The sequence below is a fragment of the Flaviflexus massiliensis genome (assembly GCF_001375495.1).
Taxonomy (GTDB): Bacteria; Actinomycetota; Actinomycetes; order Actinomycetales; family Actinomycetaceae; genus Flaviflexus; species Flaviflexus massiliensis.
Map to the genome: position 1 here is coordinate 590,271 of NZ_LN831058.1, position 25,174 is coordinate 615,444.

Genomic DNA, 25,174 nt, shown 5'->3' on the forward strand with positions numbered 1-25,174 from the left:
TCTTCCCCGCGGCCCTGTCGTGGGTGAGATTTCTTTGCGGGTGGAGCACCTGCCACAGTGACAACAAAGAAAAGTCCCCTGCGCGCAGAACTCCCCAAACGGTAGCTAGACCCATTCTTTCCCCGTACCTTGTGACATATAGCAGTTGCAGTAACAAGGGAGAACCGTGGTTGAGAGACCCGAAATAGAGCAGATCAAGAGAAACTGGATCAGTCTTTGGGCCGGTGGCATCATCCTCCTGGTCATTGCACTTGTTTTAGCGGCTGTGTGGGCAACAAATTACCTAAAGGACGCGAGAGAACTATCCTACGAGCGCGGTCGCTACGACCAGGCTTACAACCAACTCGTATCCGATTTTGATGACAGTCGCAGCGAGCTCGTCGAAGTCACGATGTACATGTCGGTGTGCACCCAGGAAGTGGATGAGATGGACCGGGTTCTCTGCGAAGTCTTGGGTTCCTATCGATCGAAGCTACAAGCAATTGAAATTCCCGAGCAAAAGACGCGTGACTCCCCTGCGTACTATCGGAGGGAAACTCAGCAGGTCGAATCTGTCAGCAGGCAACTCTCGTCCGCGCGAGAACAATCTTCCCGCGGTATCAACCGCGTGGCGGAACGGGCCAGCGGTGAGGTTATCGTTCTCATTCGCGACATCACAGAGCAAGCAGAGAGTGCTGGAAGTCTTCTCAGCAAAGCTGAAGCCATGAGGGACGAGTATCCCGAACTAGGCGAGCCAATTGACCACGTCACAACTCTCCTTGGTGAGTATGAGAAAAAGAATCCTCCCACCACGTGGAACGCGAGCAATCTTGCTGAAGCGTTGGAGGAGCTCACTGCCACCGTGCTGGAACTCGACGAAGCCATATCGGCGGTTTCGTAACGTAGTCGGCGACGCACTCAATTACAGCGGCACCTCACTCATTGCCTGTTTAACTTCCTCGCGAGCCACTTCATTCAGCTGGTCAAAGAACGTTATTTGTTTCTTGATTTTCTGCCAGGTGCCAATCACGGTGCCCGCGCGAATAATCGTGGGCTTGAAAACTCCGTTATTTCCCGGGCAGATGTCCTTCGCATTCTCCGGCGGCACGGTTGCCGATCGGTCAGAGTAGCCGAGGATCATTTCATCAAAACCAGGCAGCAAATAGAGACTGCTCTCAGGAGCAGATGGCGCATCTTCACCCGCCCACACATATCCATCTCTCAGCACAAAACCAGCCTTTACAATCGCCCGATCAACGTCCTTAAGCGGCAGATTCGCCCACCACGACGCATCCTTACGCGCGGTTGGCGAATGAGATATTACGTAGCGACGAACAATATCGTCAACGATCTCGTCATAGGTTTTCTCATGTGATTGGGGAAGCCAGTTATCGACTAGAACAATCAGCTGTTCCTTCCCACGGAATGGCCCCCACACGAGTAGCCCTTCGATGCTCAGGTGGAAGATGAGGTGGTAGGCATGACCCTGCCTGTCAATGAGACCAGCACGGTCCCACGCATCAGTCAGCTCCGCCCTCGTCGCCCCATTCCCCACACTCTCCAACGCAACCGTCCGAGCCTTATCAAGTACCTCGTCGTCAATCCCAAGGGCCTCACGGCGCTTAATTGTGGTTCGGAAAGTCCGCTCCCTCGCCACAACGAGCACATCACGCAAACGATTACTGGAGACAACATGGAGGGTGCCGCGCTGCGGCCAGGTCCGCACCAGCTCTCCATCATTGAAAGCGTCAACGGCCGCAGCAACCGACCTGTCGGGAGTCCGGAGAGCAATCGAGGTGAGGACTCCAGGAAGATCCTGGCCCTGAAGAGCCCCAAAGTGGGAGACCACATCAGCTGGTGTCCGCCCCTCAACAAGCAACTGGGAGTGCATGCGGGCGAGAGATATTTGCGAGCTTTCGTCAAGAGCCATGACACGTCACCTTCCCACAGGAAAGACAGAACTTAGTGTTTAGACTACGGAAAGGGAAAGAGATCAGCAATGAATCATAGGGATTTCATGCATTCTTTCTGACAAGAACACGGTACAGAGACATCGGACTCAGCAGTTTGGCCAGTCCCGAATAAAAGTAGCAATTACTCAACCGGCTGCTGAAGCTCGGTTATCCAGTCTGACTGGTCCTCAGGATAGGAACGGACGTAGACCTCCCGGCAAGGCCCTGCGGGTTTCAAGTCGCGTTCAGTAATCCCCTCGTGCAGAGCCCGCCACGAGGAGGTGATCCCATCCATGGGGCCATGATGCACTGCACAAAGGGCACGATCCGAGCTCGCCACCTCGACGATCTCAATACCCGCGCGATCATCACCGTCGTATACGTAACCAACGGTGACGCGTACGCCGTTCTCCGCAAAGTCGTAGACTGCCACCGGCGTATCGAGCGCCCCGGCATTGTCCCCGATTACGTCGGCGATGGAATCAAAGGCGGGTCCGACAAACCCCGCAATATCGGCCTGGTGCGCGACCACAGCGGACCGTGCAGCAAGGCGCAAAGCCGGCAGTGACTTCTCTAGATGGTCGTTGGCTGACATGGCTTCCCCGTTTCCCAATAGCGCTTGCAACGCGCCGCAGTATCCATAGTGACTGCGACGCTGGGCATAACAGACAACTTACACTCAGCTTCAGACCATGTCTTTCAGAAAAGCTGCTTAACCTTGCCGGTCAGCGTACCTCTCATTCATCATCCGAGGTGCTCAACGTGCGGTGAGCCGAGAGCAGGCCTACCTCAGGGCGATACTCAAAAAGCCTCTCCACCGCGTCAAGTACGTCGATGACGTGCTCACGGTCGGCAGCAACCACGCTGGCTCCAATGAGGGAACGGCGATGCAAATCGAGATAACCAACTTCAGCCAAACTGATCTCAAACTTGCGGCGAATCTCGGCAATGATGGGCCGCACGACAGAGCGCTTCTGTTTCAGAGAGTGAACATCACCCACCAACACGTCGAATTCGATCCAACCAATCCACATACCTGCCAGTCTGGCACCCCGAGGCCGCGAATAAAGCAAGATTAAAATCCATAAAGTCTATATTTTGCAGGTACTCGGATACGTTAGGACTCGCGCTCTACGGCATTAGTTCACAGGCCGCCTTGGTAACTAATTTTGCTTTAGCTTCCTCATTCAAGACTGCTGACGGTGGAGGTTATCCCCTACCGCACACCTTCAGGTGTCAGCAGGCCGGCCGCATACGTACTCTCGTCACGCAATGACTTGTCAATCGCAGCAAGTTGAGCTCGAGACACCTCCGACTTCACGAGCTTCTTCAGTGCAAGAATGGCCGGGTAAAGGCCGTGTTCATGAAAGACAATATCTCGTGGACGTTCACGCTTACTAAGCGGCAAAGGACATTGGATCGTTAAGTTTCGGTGCCAAAGCTGACTATGATGTGCGCACGAGTTTCGCAAAGCAGACAGTGAGTGGAGTACACGCGGAAACGGCGCCCTGCTATACCCAAAGAAATCAGCGAGCTCCTCCCGAAGACCATCGACCTTAAGTGACTCAACCATCCAAGAAAGCTTCCCGAAGCTGAGCACTTCTACAGCAACCCAGATAGGAATACGACTCAAATCTTCATCGTCACGGTAGTGCCTGACCATCCCTGAAGAGGTCTCTCGTAACTCGATGGCTATATCTCTAATCCGTTTTGAAGTTTCAGGGGTATCAGAAATGTAGTTTTCGGCACGCAGATAGAAGGACTCATCACCAAACTTGCGGCCTGCCAGGTGCGCGAACCTTGCTCTGACCGACATCTCTACTTCAGAGATTGGAACGAATAGTTGCATTCGCAGTTCGTCATCGCGGCGAATCAGTTCCGTGATTTGTTCGAAGCTTGTACCGTCCCTGTACTTATTGTTGCCGCAGGCGGGATCAAGCTGGAAGTATCGAGAATACCCGGTAAAACGGTAATAGTTCGTTCTGCGCAAATACGAGACCGCAGTGTCATGATCATCGATTTCAAGCCCACGCTCGTCACGAAGTAGCTCGACGAGCTGATTCGTTGACTTGAATGGTTTCATGGCGTCTGCACTGACCCGTTTCTTACGTTATAAAAGATTGGCCCCTCCGATTTCAGGAAGCCGAAGCTCTAGCCTTGGAGGGGCTCTGTCATCAGGTAGTTTACCTGGTCAACTCTTAAATAGCGACCAGATACCTTCCCTGTATGTACTTGCTAAATGCAAATGGCTTGCTCGTCGCACCCAGTCATCGAATCAGGAGTCACGCCTTTCTGCGTCCTGCAACAAACGAGCACTACCTTTTCCGCGCTACCCTTCAACACTGCGGTTGTGCCTTACTTCCCTTTGCTCAATCGGATGCAACTCAATCTTTACTGCCCTCTTGAGAATTGATTTCTGAGTACGTCAGTTCTGCTCTAGCATCGAGAGCACAACTAAGGCCCGGATCGCGCGGTTCGCGCAAATCCGGGCCACGTCAGGGCAATCGTGCCTGAGTTTAAAAGGCTGGTCTAGAAGTCCCAGTCCTCATCTTCCGTTGCCTCGGCGGTGCCGATGACGTAGGAGGATCCGGAGCCCGAGAAGAAGTCGTGGTTCTCGTCGGCACCCGGTGAGAGTGCTGCGAGGATTGCGGGGTTGACCGCGGTTTGATCCGAGGGGAACAGGGCCTCGTAACCGAGATTCATGAGCGCCTTGTTCGCGTTATAACGAAGGAACATCTTAACGTCCTCGGAGAGGCCGAGATCGTCGTAGAGGGACTCAGTGTAGTCCTCTTCGTTGTCGTAGAGATCCTGGAGGAGCTCGTACGTGTAGGCCTTCAGTTCTTCCTGGCGTTCCGGGGACTGCTTAGCAACAGCGACCTGGTACTTGTATCCGATGTAGTAACCGTGCACGGCCTCGTCACGGATGATGAGGCGGATCAGGTCAGCGGTGTTGGTGAGCTTGCCGTGAGCAGACCAGTACATGGGCGCATAGAAGCCCGAGTAGAACAGGAAGGATTCGAGCATGACCGAGGCGATCTTGCGCTTCTCGGGATCATCACCACGGTAGTAGTCGAGGATGATGCGGGCCTTCTTCTGAAGGTGCTCATTCTCTTCCGACCAGCGGAACGTTTCCTCAATCTCCTGGGAGGTGTTGAGGGTGGAGAAAATCGCCGAGTACGACTTGGCGTGAACCGATTCCATGAACGCAATGTTCGTGTAGACGGCTTCCTCGTGCGGCGTCACAGCATCGGGAATGAGCGACACGGCACCAACGGTTCCCTGCACGGTATCGAGCAGTGTCAGTCCTGTGAAGACACGGGTAGTCATGAGCTGCTCGGCAGGCGTCAGGGTGTTCCACGACTGGATGTCATTCGATACCGGAATCTTTTCAGGCAACCAGAAGTTCGCTGTGAGCCGGTCCCAGACTTCCTCGTCCTTCTCGTCGAGAATCTTGTTCCAGTTAATGGCCTGGACACGAGACACAAGGGGCAACTTTTCTGACACGTGCACTCCTTCGCAGATGATTTGAATACTCATCCATCTTGTCATGTTCTCACCGCTCATAGGCACATCGATTTCCCCACACTCGCCCCAAGCGCACAGACCATCAGCCCTACCGCGGGACACGCGGCCATCTGTCTCCGTCTTTCTTGTCCGACTGTTAAGACTGCGGATTTCTTTAGCCGATGTGGGTTCCTGAAAGAAGTCCGGAAGGGCTTGCGACTCTTTCTTTCAGCTGAATATCTTTACGACGGTTGTTCCCTGCGGAAAGAATGTTCGTATGGCACATGAAGAGAAGCAGATCACTGTCAGCCGAGTCATCGATCATCCCGCGAAGGAAATCTTTGACACCCTATCCCTACCCCAGCGCCATCCCGCCTTCGATGGGTCGGGTATGGTCCGTTCTTCCGACAACACGGAGCGGATCCAGTCCGTTGGGGACGTGTTTGTCATGAACATGGTGGGGCGAGCCGGCTCCGAGTATGCGACCCATAATCACGTGTCCGCCTTTGATGGGAACAAGATGGTCGGCTGGAAGCCGGCTCTATCAACCAACCCAGATGAGCCGGGCGGTTGGGAATGGCTCTACACTCTCGAAGCCAATGATGCTCAGTCCACCACCGTGACGCTCACATACTCGTGGACGAACGTGACCAACGAACAGCTACTTTCCCAGCTTCCCGTTGTATCCGAAGAAGAGCTTGAACAGTCTCTCAACCTCCTCGCTTCCTCACTCGCGTAGGCAGGCAGAGTTCTGATCGATAAGCATCGCAAGTAGGTAGTACTTATGAGGCTTTGGCGGGTCAGGATCTAATATCCCCTGACCCGCCACTTGCTTCTTCCCCACCTTCAGTACGGCACTGCCTTCATTCTCTTCAAACTACTGCGGCGAGGTTGGTGGTGTGCTGGCAACGATTTCCGTTTTAAACCCGGCACTGTTTTCTAGCCAGCCTGCGTAGTGGGCTTCGCCTCCCGCGTGGGGATAGCGGTCGTGGTAGAGCGGTCTCCATCCGTTTTTTCTGAGCCTCAATCATGATCCGGTCCACCTTGTCTCTCGTACCACCCCGGAAAGCCATATGGTTGAGTCCTGGCCTCCTGCGGTCGTGCTCGGTTCCGACGGTGTTGGGTGAGGTCGTCAATGTCAGGTAGGTGCCGTCAACGCTTTCCCAAGAGAATCCTTCCGCCCACTTCCCCGCAAGCTCGTATCCGAGCCGTCCCAGCAGCCATCCCCACTCGGTCCGTGCTGACTCGAGGTCGGCAACCCATATTTCAACGTGGTGGAGGGACATTGTGGTGCCTGTTCTGCAGTTCTGAGAAACGGTTACGGTCAACGTAGCAAGGATGGGGGTGGGTCTTCACTTTCGTGAAGTTCCACCCCCATCTACCCAGCCAAACTCTTGCTGATCTGGCGGAGCAACCTCTTCATTCAGTTGTGGCTATGCATCCCGACGTTTGATGGAAATGGCACCGAGAACAATGAAGATCACGGTGTAGATAGCCAGCACTCCGAGGGCCACATTCGGGTCGAGGGAATCCGAGCTCATAATCGACACCGGGTCCACATCCCCATCACGCGGGGCGATCGCGGCAGTCATGACATTGATCGGAAAGTAGGGACGCAGGTTCTCGATGAAGTCGAGGGGGATGAGTTCGATAATCGGCAGGATCAGGACGAGACCGAACATGGTGGTGATGGTGCCAACCGTGGAACGCATGACCGCGCCGAGGGCGGCGGACATGACCGCACCCATGACGAGCACAAGGACACAGATGAGGACGCTGAGCCAGAACGTAGCATCGTCCAGTGGGAGCGAGATGATTGAGCCACTCAAAACGCCCTGGATGAGGAGGACTGCAAGGATGAGAATGACCCCGGTTACTGCCGCCCAGAACACCGCGAGGACAGCCAGCTTCGAGCCGAAGAATGCGAGTCGTGACCGGCTAGCCAGGAGCGAGGTTTGGATCGTGTTATGCGAATATTCGGACGTCATGACCATCGTGCCAAACGAGATTCCAAACAGGAGTAGCAGCTGGAACAGGTTGGTGACCATGTAGGAGCTGCCGAACATCTCGAGTCGGCTAGTTTCGGGGAAGCTTTCGCTCACGTCCTTTGCCGACTGGGCGACGAAGAAGGCGATTAGCAGATAGAGGAGTCCCGCAACGATTGAGAGAGCCCAGGTGGAGCGGAGGCTCGTGAGCTTTCGGAGCTCGGACCGCATGAGTCGCATGGGAGTGGGGCGGTACCGCTGGGGTTGGGCCATCGTGGTGCTCATCGGTTTCCTCCAGCCCGGAACTCGACGGCCTGACCCGTGAGCTCCATAAAGACATCCTCAAGTGAGGAGTGCAGGGTGGTGAGTTCGTGAATTTCGAGCCCGGCCACGTGGAGTGCGTGACCAACCTCGGCAGAGGTACGTCCCTGAATAAGAAGAACGTCCCCGTTTTCGCTGCGCTCTAGTCGCGGCTGCAGCTGGTTCAGTGCCTCACCCATGGCACCCAGGTCCGGTCCCGAGACGCGCACGGTCGTATGCCCGGCAGATTCGGTGAACTGCTTGATCGGTCCCGAAGCAATGAGCCTGCCGTTTCCGATGACCACGAGATTGGTTGCGGTCATCGCCATCTCCGACATGAGGTGGGAGGAGATGAGGACGGTGCCGCCGATCCTCGCGTGGTTTTTCACGAGGTCACGAACCCAGCGCACACCGTCAGGGTCAAGCCCGTTGACCGGCTCATCGAGGAGGAGGTACTCGGGATTACCCATCATGGCTGTTGCAATGCCGAGGCGCTGCCCCATGCCGAGCGAAAAGCCTTTGACCTTCTTGTCAGCCACGCCCGATAGGCCCGTCATGTCCAAGATCTCGGACACCCGCGAGCGCGGGAAGCCATGCGTCTCTGCTACGACGGTGAGGTGCTGTTTGGCGGTGCGAGCCGGATGGAATGCCTTCGCATCCAGGAGCGCACCCACCGTGGTGAGAGGGCTGTCCAGCTGGCTGTAGTGGACGCCCTTGATGAGGGCGCGTCCCTGGGTTGGCGAATCGAGTCCCACCATGCAGCGCATGGTGGTCGATTTGCCCGACCCGTTAGGGCCGAGGAACCCGGTCACTTGACCGGAGGGCACGGTGAAAGACAGCTGCTCGGTTGCTGTCTTTTTGCCGTACCTCTTCGTAAGGTTTTCTACGGTGATCATGTCTACCTTTCGCGGATTCGATTTAACTGTAGAACCTCGATCACGCATTCGACGACCCGTGGAGAAGATATTCGGGGTAACACCAGGGATACCCTGATGTGCACGGCCGGGGAGGGCTCCCCCGCTGGTCTCAGAACCCCTTTTCGTCGAGCGTTTGGTACCTGCCGCGCACTACTCTAAGGACGTGCAAACCAACTCCCTCTCACCAGCCCTCGGCTATGCCGGCAGGATCGCGGCCTTTGATATCGCTCGGGGCCTTGCCGTACTCGGAATGTTCATCGCCCATGTCGGTCCCGAACGCGAGGGGCTAACAGGATGGCTGTTGGGTTTGGCAGATGGGCGGTCCTCGATTCTTTTCGCCACCCTGGCTGGCGTCTCTCTTGCCATCCTCACGGGCCGTAACGTGCCCTACACGGGGGTGGAGTGGTTGCAGGCGAAGATCCGTATCTATACCAGGGCCGCGATCCTCATTGTCATTGTCGCGATCCTGTCACTCATGAATGACATTGTTGCTCTCATCCTCGCCCACTATGCGGCCTGGTTTGTGCTTGCGTTGCCGTTCCTCAGGTGGCGGCCACGGAACCTTTTCATTGCCGCTGGAGTTTGTTGGCTCCTCGGCCCCATCGTGGCTACGTATTTACCAGCATTCTTTGAGAAGACTGGCATGGATACGATGGGAGGCCTTTCCGGGTTCCTCATCGAAGCACTCCTGACCGACACCTACGTTGGTGTGGTCTACATGGGATTCGTGTTTGCCGGTATTGCAATTGGCCGGCTGGATCTAACCCAGCGTTCTGTCCCCGGCACCTTGCTTCCTGTCGGTATCAGCCTCGCCATTATTGGCTACGGAGGTGGTTATCTCTCGACCCAGTTCATGCCGCTGGATGATGGGGCCAATTTTGGCTGGGATAGCACCGGGGCGGGTTATTCGAGCGAGCCAGACACCGCCATCTATGACTGGGCGAGCCCCGACTGGCGTGGGGATGGCTTCGGACTCGACTGGCTTCCCGGGGTGACCATGCCGGAACCGTATTTCCTCATGGGGGCTGAACCCCATTCGGGAACGATCTGGGAGGCTCTCGGCTCAGGCGGAACCGCCATCGCCATCATCGCCGCCCTTCTTCTCGGTGGCCCTATCCTCGGCAAGGTCCTCTATCCGATCGCGGCCGTGGGATCGATGTCGCTGTCCGCCTACTCGTTCCACATCATCGCGATCTGGGCGATCCCCGCCCTTGTCTTCCCGGAATCGATGTGGCCGATGTTCTACCTGCTGCTCGCCGCCCTGGTCCTGTGCAGCATCTGGCGCTTCACCCTGGGTCGAGGGCCGTTCGAGCTCCTCATGTATCGCGCCTCCCAGAAGGCAACGCGGATCCTTCCCGGGCCCGGTGATAGTCCGCGACCTGCCGTTGCCAGTGAGCAGTCTCCGCCTCATCAATTTCCCGAAGTACCCGAGCAGGACTCCCAACAGCAATAACTCCGGACGGAGTGTCTTTCGTTACGACCGAGTTGGAACCAATGACCGTGTCGTGACCGATGGTCACGCCCGGGTTGACGACAACGTGAGCGCCGAGCCACACATTGTCGCCGATGGTAATGGGGGAGTTGATTTCGTATCCCCCGATCCGTTCCATCGGCGAGATGGGATGTGATGCGGTTACGAGCGTGACGCGGGGTCCGATCATGCAGTTATCTCCGATCGTCACCCGTGCACCGACCAACACGATCAGGCCCATGTTCGCGTAAAAGTTTTCTCCCACGTACGTGTTCCACCCGTAGTCGAAGCCGATCGTGGGTGTCATCGTGCACTGCTTGCCACGTGACCCGAGCAGTTCGTGAAGGATCTCGTCCCTCCGTTTGGCGTCCACTGCCCACGTTGTATTCGGTCGTGAGTTTCTGTGTGTTCTCTAGTAGCGCACCATTGTTCGCATCAAACTGGAAGAGCTCTCCTGCCAGCATTTTGCGGACATTGAACGAGTTTGCCGGGTCTGCCATGTTTGCTCCTGCACTCGACATCGGTTCCCCATCCTAGGAATATTGTGGCATGACAACTTCAGCAGTCTCTTTCCTTCAGGCCTCTGGTAAGCCCTTCCGCACCTACGAGACCCAGATCGAAGGGATCGACTTCTCGACGATCGATATCGGCGCGTATTTCGCGGAGCAGATGGGGATGCCGGGGGAGAAAGTGTACAAGTCGCTGATCGCCAAAGCCCAGGGACAGCTGGTTATGGGCCTTGTTCCCGTCACCCGGAAGATTTCCCTCAAGCAGCTTGCTTTGGCGGTGGACAAGAAGAAGGCGACCATGGTTGCCCCTGCCGAAGCCGAGGAACTCTCCGGTTCTGTCATTGGCGGGATCTCGCCCTTCGGGTTGAAGACGGACATGCCCGTTGTGATCGACAAGGGCGCGTTCGCTCACCCAACCATTGCCGTCTCGGGCGGCAGCCGGGAACTCAAGGTCGAAGTAACACCAACCGATGTTGTTGAGCTCGTTGGTGCCATCGTTGCCGATATCGCAATCGACTAACGCGACAAAAGGGTATCTACAGTTCAGCCACGTGATGCTTCTTGTGGCTTGATATAGGGAAAAAGGTGGGGCCGGTTAATACCGGCCCCACCTTCGTCTTAATACTCCACGCTAGTTTCTAGCGAGGCCGCCGCGGCGGGTTAGAGCATGCAGGAGACGCAGCCCTCCACCTCGGTGCCCTCGAGGGCGGCCTGTCGGATACGCATGTAGTAGAGCGACTTGATGCCCTTGCGCCATGCGTAGATGTAGTTCCTGTTCACGTCACGGGTGGTGACCGTGTCGGGGTAGAACAGGGTGAGCGACAGTCCCTGGTCGACGTGCTGGGTTGCGACGGCGTAGGTGTCGATGATCGCCTCGGGCCCAATCTCGTACGCGTCCTTGTAGTACTCCAGATTGTCGTTGGTCATGTAGGGAGCGGGGTAGTAGACGCGTCCCAGCTTGCCTTCCTTACGGATCTCGATCTTGGAGACGATCGGGTGAATCGACGAGGTGGAGTGGTTGATGTAGGAGATCGAACCGGTCGGGGGAACGGCCTGCAGGTTCTGGTTGTAGATACCGTGCTCCATGACCGATGACTTGAGGGCTTCCCAATCCGCCTGGGTGGGGATGTGGATGTCCTTGAAGAGCTCCTTGACGCGCTCGGTCTTGGGTGCCCACTCCTGCTCAACGTATTTCGTGAAGAACTTGCCGGAAGCGTAGTCGGACTTCTCGAAGTTGTGGAACGCCTGCTTCTTCTCGATCGCGAGCTTGTTCGACTCGGTGAGAGCGTGGAACAGGACCGTGTAGAAGTAGATGTTCGTGAAATCGAGTGCCTCTTCGGAACCGTAGTGGATCCGCTCGCGACCGAGGAAGCCGTGGAGGTTCATCTGGCCGAGCCCGATGGCGTGCGAGAGCCTGTTGCCCTTCTCGATCGAGGGAACGGACGAGATGTCCGACTCTTCCGAGACCGCGGTCAGCGCGCGGATCGCGGTGCCGATGGTCTTGCCGAAGTCGGGCGAGTCCATGGTCTTCGCAATGTTGAGCGAACCGAGGTTGCAGGAAATGTCCTTACCAACCTGGTCGTAGGACAGGTCCGCGTTGTAGGTGGAAGGCTCGGATACCTGGAGGATCTCGGAGCACAGGTTCGACATGGAGATGCGTCCGTCGATCGGGTTGGCTCGGTTCACCGTGTCTTCGAACACGATGTAGGGATACCCGGATTCGAACTGGATCTCTGCGATTGTCTGGAAGAACTGGCGGGCGTTGATCTTGGTCTTCTTGATCCGCTTGTCCGCAACCATTTCTTCGTACTTCTCAGTAACGGAGATGTCGGAGAAGGGCTTGCCGTAGACGCGCTCCACGTCGTAGGGCGAGAACAGGTACATGTCCTCGTTGCGCTTGGCGAGCTCAAAGGTCACGTCCGGAATGACAACACCAAGCGACAGGGTCTTGATCCTGATCTTCTCGTCAGCGTTTTCACGCTTCGTGTCGAGGAAACGCATGATGTCGGGGTGGTGTGCGCTGAGGTAGACAGCGCCCGCACCCTGGCGTGCACCGAGCTGGTTCGCGTAGGAGAAGGAGTCCTCCAGCAGCTTCATGACGGGAATGATGCCCGAAGACTGGTTCTGGATCTTCTTGATCGGAGCACCCTGCTCACGGAGGTTTGTGAGGTTGAGGGCAACGCCACCGCCGCGCTTGGAGAGCTGCAGGGAGGAGTTGATGGCGCGGGAGATGGACTCCATGTTGTCTTCGATGCGGAGCAGGAAACAGGAGACGAGCTCGCCGCGCTGCTTCTTGCCAGCATTGAGGAAGGTCGGGGTGGCGGGCTGGAAGCGACCCGAGATAACTTCGTCCACGATCGACATGACTTCGTCCCTGTTGCCCTTCGCGAGGGTGAGTGCCACCATGGCGACCCGGTCCTCGAAGCGCTCCAGGTAACGCTTACCGTCGAAGGTTTTGAGGGTGTACGAGGTGTAGTACTTGTATGCACCGAGGAAGGTGGAGAAGCGGAACTTGTACGAGTAGGCGCGCTTGAACGTGGACTTGATGAAGTCGAAGTCGTACTGGTCGAGCACTTCCTGCTCGTAGTATCCCTCTTCCACCAGGTAGTCGAGCTTTTCCTTCAGCGAGTGGAAGAACACCGTGTTCTGGTTGACGTGCTGGAGGAAGTACTGGCGGGTAGCTTCGCGGTCGGCATGGAACTGAATCTGGCCGTCAGCGTCGTAAAGGTTGAGCTGTGCGTTGAGCGAGTGGTAGTTGACCTGGGGCTCCAGTGTCTCTAGACCCGTATCTGTGAGAGTTGTTCCCAAAACTCTTCCAATCCTTTTCTGACCTTGGCGACGTCATCTTGCGTGCCAAAGAGTTCGAACTTGTACATGTGGGGGACCTGGCACTTGGCTGAGATGATGTCTCCCGCTAGGCAATAGGCTTTGCCGAAGTTTGTGTTCCCTGCTGAGATAACTCCGCGAATGAGAGACCGGTTGTGCTCGTTGTTCAGGAATTTGATGACCTGCTTGGGGACGGCGCCCCGGTTGTTGCCACCACCGTAGGTTGGGACGATCAAGACGTATTCGTCATCCACGATCAGGTCCGGTTCGGCTCTGCGGATCGGTATGCGCTGCGCATCCATCTCCAGCTTCTTCACGAATCGGTCCGTGTTGTTCGTGACCGATGAAAAATAAACGATCTGTGCCACGTTGTCCCTGTCCTGAGAGGCGGCACCGGGTGCCGGCCCTCCCCTAACGTTCCTTCTCTTTAGGCTGTCAGTGCCGAGTCGGCCTGAGCTGCAACCAGTGCCTTGATCTTGTCCGGGCGGAACCCTGCCCAGTGATCTCCACCTGCCATGACGACGGGTGCCTGCTGGTATCCGAGCGCCTTCACCGACTCCAGTGCCTCTGCGTCTTCCGTCAGGTCGACGGTCTCGTAGGGCAGGCCGGCCTTGTTGAGGGCTCGAGTGGTGGCGTTGCACTGCACACAGGACGGCTTCGTGTAGACGGTGATTGTCATGGTGCTCTCCTATTTGTTGTCTCTAGTTTTTCGTTTCTTCTGTGACTGCGCTGGTCACCTGCCCAACCCCTTGCGGGGCCGCCACGGATACCAACGCGCCTCGACCTCCGACACTACACCTTGTGTCATTTCTGTGGAACACCACTAGATGGTGTGTTTCGTCGCGATACTCACGAACACTCTGTGGACTGATCGGTGGAAAGGTAATGGGTAGTTGTGTACGGGCGGTGGATAACTCCTCAACCCCTAAAATGGAGCGGTTCGTTTTTCTGCCAGTAGCTGATTAGTGTCGAACAGGTTCGCACCATTCTCGCCCCAAGGTCGGACAAAACTTCCCTGAAAGTTGGCGATCAGATTATCCACAGGCATGTGGACAAATATCCCCAAGAGTTATCCACGGGTGTGGATAAGGCGGATAAATCTACGAAAATGTTGGTGGCGTACACCACAGATTTACGGCGTGTTCTCGTCATCGGCGTGTTGGGCCGCCCTGCTGGCGCGGACAACCTGGAAGCCGGAGATGCCGAACATGGCGATGACGGCGAACCCGCCAAACACGAGGTATAGCGGGGATGTTGGGGAGTAAACAGCGAAACCTGCAACTCCGCAAATAATGCAGATGGCGCCCTGAATGTAGGAAAGGGAGGCTGCCGCACGGTTGCCCGCGACCCAGGCTTTCGGAGAGGCCGTTGTCGCCCTGGTCCGGGTTCCGAAACTCGAGTTCTTTGGCAGAGTTCCGTTAGTCTGTCTGTAACCGATGTAGAGCAGGCCGATGCCGGTCAGCGCTAACAGCACACAAACAATTTCGCCCAGGCTCACTTTTCCTCCACTGCAGGCTCGTCTACCAAAACGTTACCTCACAGGAATGGGTGAGGCCGGGCACAGTTGGTATTGTGATCTTGGAGATTCCATCAGAACAATCATCCCTCCTGCATAACCACCGGCGGTACGGCAGGGAATGAAAATTAATAAGGAGAGTTCATGAGCGAGATCGCAAAGCTCATTCTCGACGGCAAGGAATACGACCTTCCAGTCATTACCGGCTCCATGGGAGAGAAGGGCATCGACATCAGCGCTCTTCGTTCCACGACCGGGCACATCACACTCGACGACGGCTACGGAAACACCGGGTCATGCCGCTCGGATGTTACCTTCATCGATGGCGAGCAGGGCATCCTTCGCTACCGCGGCTACCCCATTGAAGAGATTGCCGAAAAGTCCAGCTTCATTGAGGCCGCATACCTCGTGATCTTCGGCAAGCTCTGCACCGAAGAGGAACGCGACTACTTCGCGAAGCGCCTCGCCGAGAACGCCCCGCTGCACCAGTCGATGATGAAGCACTTCGATGGCTACGGCTCGAACGGTCAGCCGATGGCGGTCCTGTCCGCCATGGTGAACTCTCTGACGGCCTACGATCCACAGGTCATGAACCCCAGCAACGAGGATGACATCCTCGAGGCTGCCGCGACCCTCATGTCCAAGGTGCGCACGATTGCTGCCGCGTCCTACAAGACGACAATCGGTGAGCCAATCATGTACCCGCGTGCGGACCTCAAGTACGTGGAGAACTTCCTCCACCTGATGTTCTCCACCCCCACCCACGACTACGAGCCCACCCCCGAGATCGTCCGGGCTCTCAACATGTTCCTTGTGCTCCACGCGGACCACGAACAGAACTGCTCCACCTCAACGGTCCGCATGGTTGCCTCCTCCAAGGCCAACATGTTTGCCTCCGCTTCCGCAGGTATCTCCGCTCTCTGGGGCCCCCTCCACGGTGGCGCCAACGTCGCGGTTATCGAGATGCTGCAGAAGATTCAGGACGAGGGCATTGATCCAGCCAAGTTCATGGACGAGGTCAAGAACAAGGAATCGGGCCGCAAGCTCATGGGCTTCGGACACCGCGTCTACAAGAACTTTGACCCCCGCGCCACGATCCTCAAGGGCGCAGCATTCGACATGCTTGAGAAGATGAACATCGACGATCCGCTCCTCGATGTCGCACTCAAACTCGAAGAGGTTGCCCTGAAGGACGACTACTTCGTTGAGCGCAAGCTCTACCCGAACGTCGACTTCTACTCCGGCATCATTCTCCGTGCCATCGGCATCCCCCTCGACATGTTCACCGTCATGTTCGCCATTGGTCGCATGCCGGGCTGGATCGCGAACTGGAAGGAAGTTCACGAGGACCCGAAGGCTCGCATCTACCGCCCCCGCCAGATCTACACCGGCGAGGTGGAGCAGACCTGGATCCCCCGCTCCGAGCGCGTCTAATCACGCCGGTACGCAGAGCGTTTCAGAAAGACGAGAACGGGCCCCCACGGGGCCCGTTCCCTTTAATCAAGCTACCTCTACCCGCTAGCACTCAACGACGTTGACGGCGAGGCCACCCTCTGATGTCTCCTTGTACTTGGAGTGCATGTCGGCACCTGTTTGGCGCATGGTTTCGATGACCGTGTCGAAAGATACCGAGTGCTGTCCATCGCCCCACAGGGCAAGCCGCGCTGCATTGATGGCTTTGACTGCACCAATGGCGTTGCGTTCAATGCAGGGGATTTGGACGAGCCCACCAACGGGATCGCACGTGAGACCCAAGTTGTGCTCCATTGCGATCTCGGCCGCATTCTCAACCTGCTCGGGGGTGCCGCCGAGTGCTTCGGCAAGGCCCGCTGCCGCCATCGCGCTCGCCGACCCGACCTCACCCTGGCAGCCCACCTCGGCACCGGCGATGGAGGCATTGGTTTTGATGAGAGCACCGATGGCGGTGGCGGCAAGGAAGAACCTGACCTTGCTGTCTTCCGTTGCGTCAGCAACCTCGTGGCAATAGTAGGTGAAGACGGCGGGCACGATTCCGGCCGCACCGTTCGTGGGAGCCGTAACAACCCTGTGCCCAGAAGCATTTTCTTCATTGACCGCGAGCGCCCACAGGTTCACCCAGTCCATTCCGCTCAGCGAATCGACAGTGGTGCGGTCCTTTAATTCCTGGTGGAGGCTCGGCGCTCTCCTGCGGACCGAGAGTCCGCCTGGGAGGATCCCGTCGGTGGTGATGCCTGCGTCAATACAGTCCGCCATGGCATCCCGGATGCTCGTGATGTAGTTGATTACGTCCGTGTCGGGTCGTGCTGCCACCTCGTTTTCCCACACGATATCGGAGATTCGTGCCCCCTGGGTCCTGCAGATGTCGAGGAGTTCGTTCGCTGTTGAGAAGGGGTGTGGCGCGGGCCTCGCGTGTGCGGCCTGGGATTCTGCCGTGGCCATGGCGACAACCTGGGGGTTGGTGGCAGGGTCTTCGGACAGGTCCTGCATGATGAACCCGCCCCCGATCGAATAGTAGGTGCGTGCGTATCGACCACCATCCACGTAGGCGGTGATCTCAAGGGCGTTGACGTGGTAGGGGCGTTTGATTCGGGGAGAGAAGATCATGTCGGTCTCGACCGTGAAGGGGACGTCCCCAATCCCGGCGACCGTGATGGTGCCACTGTCTACGACCCTGTCCATGATCTCGTCGACAACCTGGGTTGGGACCGTGTCCGGCCGATATCCTGCCAAGCCAATGAGGACGGCGCGGTCGGTCCAGTGCCCGCGTCCGGTGGCTCCGAGGGAGCCGAACAGTTCGATCGTGATGCGTTCGGGCACGGCAGTCGTATGCTCCGCGATTGCCGTGGTGTAGGCGTGGCCGGCTTTCATGGGTCCGACCGTGTGTGACGATGATGGCCCGACACCGACCCTGAACATGTCGAAGACGGAGAGGGGCCTGTTTGCTTGCTTGGCTGCGACCTGGCCGGCGACGATGGCGGCGGGAATCGAATGCATGATGTTCACCCTTCGAAGTCGATGGATAATCGCTTCCGTAATATTGGGACGACGTGCTTGGCGAGGAGTGGTGCCAGGCTTGCCGGTGTTGGTTGTGTCAGATCAAGCCACTGGATTTCGGCTAGTTCTGCGCGTGGCTGGAGAGTTTTTCTCTCCGCGGGTGTGAGTGGTTGGGCGAGGTAGATCGTTGATGACACTCGCCATCCGGGTTCGTTGGCTGCTTCTTCATCGAAGTGGCCGAGCAGTTCCAGTTGGTCGACTTCCCTCTCGTAGCCGATCTCTTCGCGTACTTCGCGGGTGGCTGCCTGCGTGGTGGTTTCCCCGGGTTCGAGTTTCCCGCCAACCAGCATGTATTTGCTGGTGTTCTTTTTCCTCACGGTGAGGAGGTGGTGGTTGTCGACGAAGCAGATGCCGGTGATGGTGAGGATCATGAAAGGAGTTTGTTGACGCGTTCCACCTTCTCTGTCAGCTGTCCCGTGTAGCCGGGACGGATGTCTGCCTTCATGACGAGGGAGACTCGTGGGGAGACGGCACTGACCGCTTCGGTTGCTTCCTTGACGACCGCCATGACCTCATCCCATTCACCTTCGATGGTGGTGAACATGGAGGTGGTTTCGTAGGGGAGACCGGAGGCCCGGACGATGGCAATCGCGTCAGCAACGGCCTGCGATACGGAGCCATCTGGGGAGTCGGTCGTGGTGGGGGCAACTGAGAAGGCAAGTAGCATGTATTCAACCTAGTTCACGCAACATATAAATTCTACAAAAGAAGCCACCCTTAACCCCCTCAAAGCGCACTCTTACGCGCTAGAGTAAAAAGAAAAAGGTTGCTCAAAGGAAGCCGCTCATGCCATTTATGAATGTCGAATCATTTAACCTTGATCATCGCAAGGTCGACGCTCCATACATTCGCGTTGCTGATGTGAAGACGCTACCGAAGGGTGACGTTCTCACGAAGTACGATGTTCGCTTCTGCCAGCCCAACGAAGAGCACCTCGACATGAAGACGGTGCATTCAATTGAGCACACGTTTGCTGAGCTGTCCCGCAACCATTCCGATTTCGTCGTTGATTTCTCCCCCATGGGTTGCCAGACCGGCTTCTACCTCATCATGATTGGTGAACCCGCAGAGGAAGAGATTCGCGACCTGGTCGCAAAAACGCTGAGTGATCTCGTCAACGCCGACGAGGTACCGGCAGCAAATGTTGTCCAGTGCGGGTGGGGAGAAAACCATAGCCTTGAGGGCGCTAAGCATGCCGCGCAGGCCATGCTTGACAAGCGTCACGAATGGGCACGGGTCATGAAGGACTAGACATGCGTACCGCAGCAGCCATTATTCTCACTGCCATGCCCGAAGAGGCAGCCCCCTTTCTTGAGCTTGAGGAGGCGGCCGGCCGGGTCGCTCAACTCGGCACCCCGGCGGGTTTCAACGCCTGGTATCTCACGATCGCTTCACCGCGCGTGCTCCTCGTTCAGACAGGTGTTGGCCAGACCGCTGCGGCCAGTGCCCTCACGTGGGCCCTTGGGCAGGTATCGACCCGTGATGTGTTCGCGGCCGGCACGGCTGGTGGCCTCCATTCGTCCACGAACGTGGGCGACATTATTGTCGGCACCGAGTACCGGTACGGGGCGGCAGACGCGACGGCGTTTGACTACGAGTACGGCCAGGTTCCCGGCCAGCCCGCATCCTTTCCCGGCAATCCTCGCGTCCTCGAACTCCTCGAAGAGAATGAGGTGCACGCGGACAAGATCCGGACCGGCCTCATGCTGTCATCCGACAGTTTCGTGACCGCCAAGAACGTCACCGCCGCGCGGGAGGCCTTCCCCGAAGCCCTGTCGACAGACATGGAGTCCGTTGCACTCGCCCAGGTCGCCCACGCCTACGGTGTTGGTTTCATTTCGATCAGGGCCGTCTCGGACCTGTGCGGGCCCGCCGCGGGTCAAGACTTCCACATGTCTCTCGATAGTGCCGCCCAGCTATCTGCCGAAGCGACGGTGGCTCTACTAGAGCAGTTGCGTGGTTCCCAACGTCCGGACCGCAGGCGCCGCCAATTCGGTTTCGACGCGCTCTACGCGGCCCTGTACGCGACGATCGCCGTCGACCAGTCCCTCGAGCCCGCCGAAGACATTGACCCGTCACTCGACCTGTCGGACCTGTCGCGGGACCTGCATGACGAGCAGGTACAGGACTTTGCTCGGCTTGTGGCCGCGGGCAAGAAGTATGTTTCCGAGAACCCCGATACTCGGATTACGTCGCAGCGTTACGACCGGATCCGTGCCGAAATCCTGCGGGACCTGAACCTCACGGGCGGGCGAGGAAGACAAACCTGGCCACCCACGTCCCAGACCATCATGAAGCGTTTCGATGGGTACTGGAACAATGCGATGAAGGCGATTGGCTTGAAAGGCGGCACTGGTCGGCGCCGTGGCGGGCTGCGCTACTCGAGCGAGGACTATCGGGAGGCGGTCCGCAAGTATCATGCGGATGTCACGAAGCAGCGCCGCCACCCGTCGTATGCGGGATACCAGGAGTGGTTGGCGACCCAGGATAAGACCTATCCATCGGGTGCCTCCATACGCCAGCACTTCGGCACATGGGCGGATGCGATCCTTTCCCTGTACGAACAGCAGAAGTAGCAGACCAGCACGTTCTTGAAGACGGACGGAGATCCTTCGTCAGCCTACAAGAGTCGAGCTTAACCCCGTGAGGATCAGATGATGAGGTCGTTGACCTCGTCATTGAACGGGAATGAGCCGGGCTCGTAAATGCAGAGGGGCTCTTCTGCATAGATGTTGCCGGTGGAATTGTAGGCACGGGACCTCGAGCCGCCACACACGTCCCGATATTCGCACCGCCCGCACTTGCCCTCGAGCAGCTCGGTACGCCGGATCCCACTAAACAGTTCTGAATTGCGATACAGGTCCACGAGGGATGAGTCCCTGACATTCCCTGCAGGAACATCAAGAAAGCCTGACGGGGTGACCTGACCGACATGGTTGATGAAAACAAAGCCGTTACCCGAAGAAATATTGATCGGGGCGCGGCGACTGCGCTCCCCGGTCACGAGTCCCAGGGCTTCACTCCGGTCGTACAGTGCCTCGTAGAGGAGCCCGAGGTTCATGACCTCCCTGTGGTCCCTACCCACCTTGTCGAGAACATGGCGCTGAATCGATACTCGCCGGAAATGGTGTCCCTCCGTGGTCTTGATAGGCACCGTTTCACCCAGGTCGTAGAACAGGTTGAGAACGTCTTCGCACTCCTGGGCGGTGAGAGCACCGAGGTCGATGCCTCGCCCCGTTGGGACGAGAAGGAAACCGGACCAGGTCATGACCCCCAGATCCCGCACGAGTTTGGCGATGTCGGGCAGCTCCATAACGTTATGCCGTGCAACGACGGAATTCAGCTGCACTTTCATGCCCAGTTCCCGTGCGGCTTCCCAGCCCGCCACCGTGTTTTCGAAGGTGCCCTGAACGCGCCTGAACCCGTCATGGCTTTCCTTTGTCGCACCGTCCAATGACAGCGAGATGGTGTTGACGCCAACATCCTGGAGGCGCATCAGGGAGTCACGGTTGAGTTTCTTGGTCCCCGAGGGTGAGACGGCAACGTGCAGTCCCATGGCCACGCCGCGTCTCGCGATCTCGTACAGGTCGTCCCGCTCGAAGCAGTCACCGCCGGAAATCACAAAGATCGGTGCTGGCTTCCCAAATGACAGCACCTCTGCCATGAGGGTCGTGGCCTCATCCGTCGTCAGTTCAAAAGGATTCCTGGCAGGGGTCGCTTCCGCACGGCAATGCAGGCAGGACAACTGACAGGCCCGGGTTGCCTCCCAGATAACAAGCATGGGTTGGCGCGCCGGGTCGTGGCGGACGGTCCTAACTGGCCTGCGGGGGCGAGGCGCGGACGTGAGGGACATAGCACTATCCTCGCCGGGTTTGGCGCACAGGATAGGGCCTAACGTCCCATGAACAGCCTGATATCCAGCCGGTCACACCAAATTACCGAGAGGCCACCGTGTCAGGCTGGTTATCGTGGCATGCCCGCGGCTGGTATCCGGGGGCCCAGCGGCGGGCTCTTAGCCGAGTCCCCATTCCTTGGCCACGTTGGTGATGGCGGCTTCCTTGACGGCGGGATCGTAGGAATTGCACGAGATGATGACCTCGTCGAGTGAGTAGGCCTCGACGAACTGCCCGATCTTTTCCGCCACCGTATCGGGTGTTCCAATAATGTGGGTGGGGTCGATACCGGGGTTGTTCCACACCTCAACGTTCTCCCAGGAGGGTTCTTGGAGGGGACCGGTCGAGCCGAAACGGAGCTGTTCCTGCATCCTCTTATACGTTGTCGCCTGGAAGTGCGCTTCCTTCTCGGTGTCCGCAACCATGATGTTGACACCAGCCATGACCGTCGGTTCCGTCACCTGTGCTGTGCGTGCGTTCTTCTTGAAATTCGTGCGGTACACCTGGAGCGCGGTCGACAGCTGTTGGGGAGCGAAGTGAGAAGCAAAAGAGAAGGGTAGTCCGAGCTCGGCTGCGACCTGGGCGCCGCCCGTCGAGGAGCCGAGCATCCAGATCGGAATATTCGTGCCCTCACCGGGGATTGCACGAACGACGCGGTGAAGCTGGTTGGGTCGAGCCTGCAGCCCCAGGACGGCAGCTCCAGCACCGGAAACCCCGTCCTCGACTTTGACCTCATCGCTCCCGCCTAGGAACTGGGTCAGTTTCAGGACATCAACGGCGAAGTCGTTGAGATCGGCTCCACCTCGGCGCAGTTCCGCGGCCGTCACCGGGTCGGTTCCCGGGGCCCGTCCCAGTCCCAGATCAATCCGGTCCCCGTAGATCGTGGCAAGGGTGCCGTAGTATTCGGCGACCATGAGCGGTGAGTGATTGGGGAGCATGACGCCACCGGAGCCGAGACGAATCGTTGACGTGTGTTCGGCGGCCCGCCCAAGCAGAAGGGCGGTGGCGGAGGACATGAAGGTGGCTGAACCGTGGTGCTCCGCCATCCAATACCTGCTATATCCAGCCTGTTCGGCAACCTGCGCGTACTTAACGGCGGTGTCGAGGGCTTGTTTGCGGGTGGAGCCCGCCGAGACGGGGGCAAGGTCAAGAATGCTCAAAGCTACGGTCATACCCTTACTTTGGCTTGACCTTGCCCTTCCGGCAAGTAGCTGACGCTACTGGCGAACTCCGACCTGGGACAGCAGGAAGGCGCGGCGCAGAGCCTGATCCTCCCAAGCGTTGTAGCGGCCGGATCTGCCACCGTGGCCCGCCACCATTTCCGTTTTTAACAGGATCGGTCGCTCAGCCCCATTCGTCGCGGTCTCCTGTAGTTTCGCCACCCACTTCGCGGGCTCAACAAAGAAGACACGAGTGTCGTTGAGCGAGGTCGTGGCGAGGATCGCCGGATACTCTTTCGCTTCCACGTTCTCGTAGGGGGAGTACGACTTCATGTATTCGTACACCTCGGGGTCGTGGTAGGGGTCGCCCCATTCTTCCCATTCCCCAACCGTCAGCGGCAGGGACGGGTCAAGGATTGTCGTCAGTGCATCGACAAACGGGACCACAGCGGAGATTGCGCGGAACCTGTCACCACCCATGTTGGCGACGGCACCGACGAGTAGCCCGCCGGCACTCCCACCCTCACCGGCGAGGCGATCGGGATGAACCCAGCCTGATTCGTGCAGGAAGTCAGCGCAGGCAATGAAGTCCGTAAACGTGTTCTTTTTGTTCAGCATCTTGCCGCTGTCGTACCAGGCCCGCCCCATGTCACCGCCTCCGCGAATGTGCGCAAGGGCAAAGACGACGCCACGATCGAGGAGGGAGATGATCGAGGGACCGAACGACGGGTCTGTCGAGATTTCGTACGAACCGTATCCGTAGAGCAACCCGGGGTTGGTCCCGTCTGGTTTCACCCCCTTCTTGTAGGCGAGGGTGAGGGGGACGCGGGTGCCATCGGGCGCCACCGCCCACTCTCGTGACGTTTCATAATCGGCACGGTCGTAGTTCGGCACGAACCTTTCCTTCACGACCTGGTTCTGTCCCGTGGCCGTCGAATAGTGGTAGACGGTGGATGGCTGAATGATCGAGGTCAGCACGTAGTCGAAGCCCGTTGCAGAAGATTTCGGATTACTTGTCAGCTCCACGGTCGACAGCTCGCCACCGGGGACAGTGAAGGGCTCCCCCCATCCCCCTTCCCGAGGGATGACACGGAGCTGGGTTTGCCCACCGGACCTCATGGAGACCACGGCAAAGGTGTCGAAGGCGGAAACGGATTCGATACGTTCGCCCTCTTCCGCAACGAGGAGTGGCTGCCAAGACTCGGGCATACTCTCACCCACGGGTGCTGTCGCAACCTCGAAGTCGGTGCGATGCAGGTTGTGGACGATGAGGAGCTCATCACCGGCCGGCTCCACCGAGTAGTCCAGTCCAGCCCGGCGCTCTGACACAACGATTTGTTCGGCGCCGCGCTCGGCTTTCATGATCCGCACTTCTGACGTCAGCCTCGACTGGGAATGCAGCACGAGCCACGTGCCGTCTCTCGAGGTGTCGGGCCAGACCGTGAACAGTTCATCTTCCTCTTCGAAGACAAGCTCGTCGGTTGCGGGGTCGGCACCGATTTCGTGGACCCACACCTGGTGGGCACGCCACGCATCATCCACCCTGCCGTAGAAGATCTGGGTGGAATCGGTTGACCATTCAAGACCGCATCCTGCTCCCGTGACTGACTCGTCGATGACCTCTCCGGTCGCGATGTTGGAGATGCGGAGGGTGAACCTCTCGTCCCCGGCAACATCGATTCCGAGGGCAACGTATTGGCCATCCGGGGAAATGTCGTAGCCCGCGGTTGAGAAGAACTCGTTGCCGGCCGCCAGTTCATTGCAGTCAAAAAGCAACTGCTCGCGATCGCTGACAACGTCTGGATCGGGACGGGTTTCGGACTGGATCCGGTGGAAGGAGGGGTATGCCTTGCCTTCGTAGGTGCGGGAGAAGTACCACCAGTCGCCCTTCTTAAAAGGAACGGAGGTATCATTCTCTTTCGTCCGGGACTTGATTTCGTCAAAGATGGTTTTCTGGAGGGGCTTCGTATCCTCGAGTACAGCATCCGTGAATGCGTTTTGTGCGTTCAGATAGTCCAGAACTTGGGGATCGGTTTTGTCCCTCAACCATTCGTAATCGTCAACGAACGTGTCGCCATGGAAGGTGCGGTTGGTGGGAACCTTCTTGGGTTTCGGAGCCATAGTCATGG

At 57.8% G+C, this 25,174-nt stretch carries 25 protein-coding genes and 1 pseudogene; 7 read left to right on the forward strand and 19 right to left on the reverse strand.

Annotated elements, in window-relative coordinates:
• The first annotated feature begins 166 nt into the window (after positions 1 to 166).
• A complete protein-coding gene (locus tag BN1241_RS06520; protein WP_054952858.1) occupies positions 167 to 880 on the forward strand; it encodes a hypothetical protein in 714 nt (237 codons plus the stop codon).
• Positions 881 to 901: 21 nt separating this feature from the next.
• Here the strand turns inward: BN1241_RS06520 and BN1241_RS06525 are convergent, their stop codons facing one another.
• The 5 genes from BN1241_RS06525 to nrdF all read right to left on the reverse strand — a co-directional run bounded on the left by BN1241_RS06525 (position 902) and on the right by nrdF (position 5,435).
• Positions 902 to 1,909 (reverse strand): winged helix DNA-binding domain-containing protein, encoded by a 1,008-nt coding sequence (locus BN1241_RS06525; protein WP_054952859.1) that lies wholly within the window; start codon positions 1,907 to 1,909, stop codon positions 902 to 904.
• Between the two features lie 164 nt (positions 1,910 to 2,073).
• Positions 2,074 to 2,526: a GyrI-like domain-containing protein gene (locus BN1241_RS06530; protein WP_054952860.1), complete on the reverse strand. Its 453-nt coding sequence runs from the start codon at positions 2,524 to 2,526 to the stop codon at positions 2,074 to 2,076.
• A 142-nt stretch (positions 2,527 to 2,668) separates the two neighbouring features.
• Positions 2,669 to 2,965 (reverse strand): DUF503 domain-containing protein, encoded by a 297-nt coding sequence (locus tag BN1241_RS06535; RefSeq protein WP_054952861.1) that lies wholly within the window; start codon positions 2,963 to 2,965, stop codon positions 2,669 to 2,671.
• Positions 2,966 to 3,147: 182 nt separating this feature from the next.
• Positions 3,148 to 4,014: an Abi family protein gene (locus BN1241_RS06540; RefSeq protein ID WP_054952862.1), complete on the reverse strand. Its 867-nt coding sequence runs from the start codon at positions 4,012 to 4,014 to the stop codon at positions 3,148 to 3,150.
• A 446-nt stretch (positions 4,015 to 4,460) separates the two neighbouring features.
• On the reverse strand, positions 4,461 to 5,435 hold the full coding sequence (gene nrdF / locus BN1241_RS06545; protein ID WP_054952863.1) for a class 1b ribonucleoside-diphosphate reductase subunit beta: 975 nt from the start codon (positions 5,433 to 5,435) through the stop codon (positions 4,461 to 4,463).
• 277 nt (positions 5,436 to 5,712) lie between these two features.
• Between nrdF and BN1241_RS06550 the strand changes: the two genes are divergently transcribed.
• A complete protein-coding gene (locus BN1241_RS06550) occupies positions 5,713 to 6,174 on the forward strand; it encodes an SRPBCC family protein (protein WP_054952864.1) in 462 nt (153 codons plus the stop codon).
• A 181-nt stretch (positions 6,175 to 6,355) separates the two neighbouring features.
• On the opposite strand, the gene BN1241_RS06555 is transcribed toward BN1241_RS06550, so the two are convergent.
• The 3 genes from BN1241_RS06555 to BN1241_RS06565 form a co-directional block, all read right to left on the reverse strand.
• Complete coding sequence (locus BN1241_RS06555) at positions 6,356 to 6,721, reverse strand: VOC family protein (RefSeq protein WP_222704414.1); 366 nt, start codon at positions 6,719 to 6,721, stop codon at positions 6,356 to 6,358.
• A 147-nt stretch (positions 6,722 to 6,868) separates the two neighbouring features.
• Positions 6,869 to 7,705 carry an ABC transporter permease gene (locus tag BN1241_RS06560; protein WP_054952865.1) on the reverse strand — a complete coding sequence of 279 codons (837 nt, stop codon included), beginning with the start codon at positions 7,703 to 7,705 and terminating at the stop codon, positions 6,869 to 6,871.
• Positions 7,702 to 8,616 (reverse strand): ABC transporter ATP-binding protein, encoded by a 915-nt coding sequence (locus BN1241_RS06565; protein WP_054952866.1) that lies wholly within the window; start codon positions 8,614 to 8,616, stop codon positions 7,702 to 7,704. The genes BN1241_RS06560 and BN1241_RS06565 overlap by 4 nt, the downstream gene beginning before the upstream one ends.
• A gap of 184 nt (positions 8,617 to 8,800) precedes the next feature.
• On the opposite strand from BN1241_RS06565, the gene BN1241_RS13440 reads away from it, so the two are divergent.
• The gene (locus BN1241_RS13440) at positions 8,801 to 10,090 is read left to right on the forward strand and encodes a heparan-alpha-glucosaminide N-acetyltransferase domain-containing protein (RefSeq protein WP_054952867.1); all 1,290 of its coding nucleotides are present in this window, start codon (positions 8,801 to 8,803) and stop codon (positions 10,088 to 10,090) included.
• 28 nt (positions 10,091 to 10,118) lie between these two features.
• On the opposite strand, the pseudogene BN1241_RS13470 reads toward BN1241_RS13440, so the two are convergent.
• Positions 10,119 to 10,415, reverse strand: a pseudogene (locus tag BN1241_RS13470) (DapH/DapD/GlmU-related protein); the annotation flags it as partial.
• Positions 10,416 to 10,657: 242 nt separating this feature from the next.
• Here BN1241_RS13470 and BN1241_RS06575 point away from each other — a divergent pair.
• Complete coding sequence (locus BN1241_RS06575; RefSeq protein ID WP_054952868.1) at positions 10,658 to 11,137, forward strand: aminoacyl-tRNA deacylase; 480 nt, start codon at positions 10,658 to 10,660, stop codon at positions 11,135 to 11,137.
• A 140-nt stretch (positions 11,138 to 11,277) separates the two neighbouring features.
• On the opposite strand, the gene nrdE is transcribed toward BN1241_RS06575, so the two are convergent.
• From nrdE to BN1241_RS06595, 4 genes are all read right to left on the reverse strand, one after another.
• Complete coding sequence (nrdE, locus tag BN1241_RS06580; protein ID WP_054952869.1) at positions 11,278 to 13,425, reverse strand: class 1b ribonucleoside-diphosphate reductase subunit alpha; 2,148 nt, start codon at positions 13,423 to 13,425, stop codon at positions 11,278 to 11,280.
• Complete coding sequence (gene nrdI, locus BN1241_RS06585) at positions 13,395 to 13,811, reverse strand: class Ib ribonucleoside-diphosphate reductase assembly flavoprotein NrdI (RefSeq protein ID WP_054952870.1); 417 nt, start codon at positions 13,809 to 13,811, stop codon at positions 13,395 to 13,397. Before nrdI ends, nrdE begins: the two co-directional genes overlap by 31 nt.
• Before the next feature lie 59 nt (positions 13,812 to 13,870).
• Entirely contained in the window at positions 13,871 to 14,122 is a 252-nt protein-coding gene (gene nrdH / locus BN1241_RS06590) for a glutaredoxin-like protein NrdH (protein ID WP_054952871.1), read from the reverse strand.
• A gap of 453 nt (positions 14,123 to 14,575) precedes the next feature.
• On the reverse strand, positions 14,576 to 14,941 hold the full coding sequence (locus BN1241_RS06595; RefSeq protein WP_054952872.1) for an SdpI family protein: 366 nt from the start codon (positions 14,939 to 14,941) through the stop codon (positions 14,576 to 14,578).
• 162 nt (positions 14,942 to 15,103) lie between these two features.
• On the opposite strand from BN1241_RS06595, the gene BN1241_RS06600 reads away from it, so the two are divergent.
• Positions 15,104 to 16,393 (forward strand): citrate synthase, encoded by a 1,290-nt coding sequence (locus tag BN1241_RS06600; RefSeq protein WP_054952873.1) that lies wholly within the window; start codon positions 15,104 to 15,106, stop codon positions 16,391 to 16,393.
• 84 nt (positions 16,394 to 16,477) lie between these two features.
• On the opposite strand, the gene BN1241_RS06605 is transcribed toward BN1241_RS06600, so the two are convergent.
• Genes BN1241_RS06605 through BN1241_RS06615 form a run of 3 tightly spaced genes read right to left on the reverse strand, consistent with a single transcriptional unit; the run spans position 16,478 to position 18,659 of the window.
• Positions 16,478 to 17,932: an L-serine ammonia-lyase gene (locus tag BN1241_RS06605; protein WP_054953831.1), complete on the reverse strand. Its 1,455-nt coding sequence runs from the start codon at positions 17,930 to 17,932 to the stop codon at positions 16,478 to 16,480.
• 5 nt (positions 17,933 to 17,937) lie between these two features.
• Positions 17,938 to 18,363, reverse strand: coding sequence for an NUDIX hydrolase (locus BN1241_RS06610; RefSeq protein ID WP_054952874.1), 426 nt, complete (start codon positions 18,361 to 18,363; stop codon positions 17,938 to 17,940).
• Positions 18,360 to 18,659, reverse strand: a complete 300-nt coding sequence (locus BN1241_RS06615) for an MTH1187 family thiamine-binding protein (protein ID WP_054952875.1) — start codon at positions 18,657 to 18,659, stop codon at positions 18,360 to 18,362. Before BN1241_RS06615 ends, BN1241_RS06610 begins: the two co-directional genes overlap by 4 nt.
• Positions 18,660 to 18,778: 119 nt before the next feature.
• On the opposite strand from BN1241_RS06615, the gene BN1241_RS06620 reads away from it, so the two are divergent.
• Together BN1241_RS06620 and mtnN are read left to right on the forward strand one after the other, a co-directional pair.
• Positions 18,779 to 19,243, forward strand: coding sequence for an S-ribosylhomocysteine lyase (locus BN1241_RS06620; protein WP_054952876.1), 465 nt, complete (start codon positions 18,779 to 18,781; stop codon positions 19,241 to 19,243).
• Between the two features lie 2 nt (positions 19,244 to 19,245).
• Positions 19,246 to 20,568, forward strand: a complete 1,323-nt coding sequence (mtnN, locus tag BN1241_RS13475; protein WP_054952877.1) for a 5'-methylthioadenosine/S-adenosylhomocysteine nucleosidase — start codon at positions 19,246 to 19,248, stop codon at positions 20,566 to 20,568.
• A 74-nt stretch (positions 20,569 to 20,642) separates the two neighbouring features.
• Here the strand turns inward: mtnN and BN1241_RS06630 are convergent, their stop codons facing one another.
• The 3 genes from BN1241_RS06630 to BN1241_RS06640 form a co-directional block, all read right to left on the reverse strand.
• Entirely contained in the window at positions 20,643 to 21,845 is a 1,203-nt protein-coding gene (locus tag BN1241_RS06630; protein ID WP_054952878.1) for a TIGR04053 family radical SAM/SPASM domain-containing protein, read from the reverse strand.
• Between the two features lie 159 nt (positions 21,846 to 22,004).
• Complete coding sequence (locus BN1241_RS06635; RefSeq protein ID WP_054952879.1) at positions 22,005 to 23,057, reverse strand: LLM class flavin-dependent oxidoreductase; 1,053 nt, start codon at positions 23,055 to 23,057, stop codon at positions 22,005 to 22,007.
• 45 nt (positions 23,058 to 23,102) lie between these two features.
• On the reverse strand, positions 23,103 to 25,172 hold the full coding sequence (locus BN1241_RS06640) for a S9 family peptidase (protein ID WP_054952880.1): 2,070 nt from the start codon (positions 25,170 to 25,172) through the stop codon (positions 23,103 to 23,105).
• Positions 25,173 to 25,174: the final 2 nt, after the last annotated feature.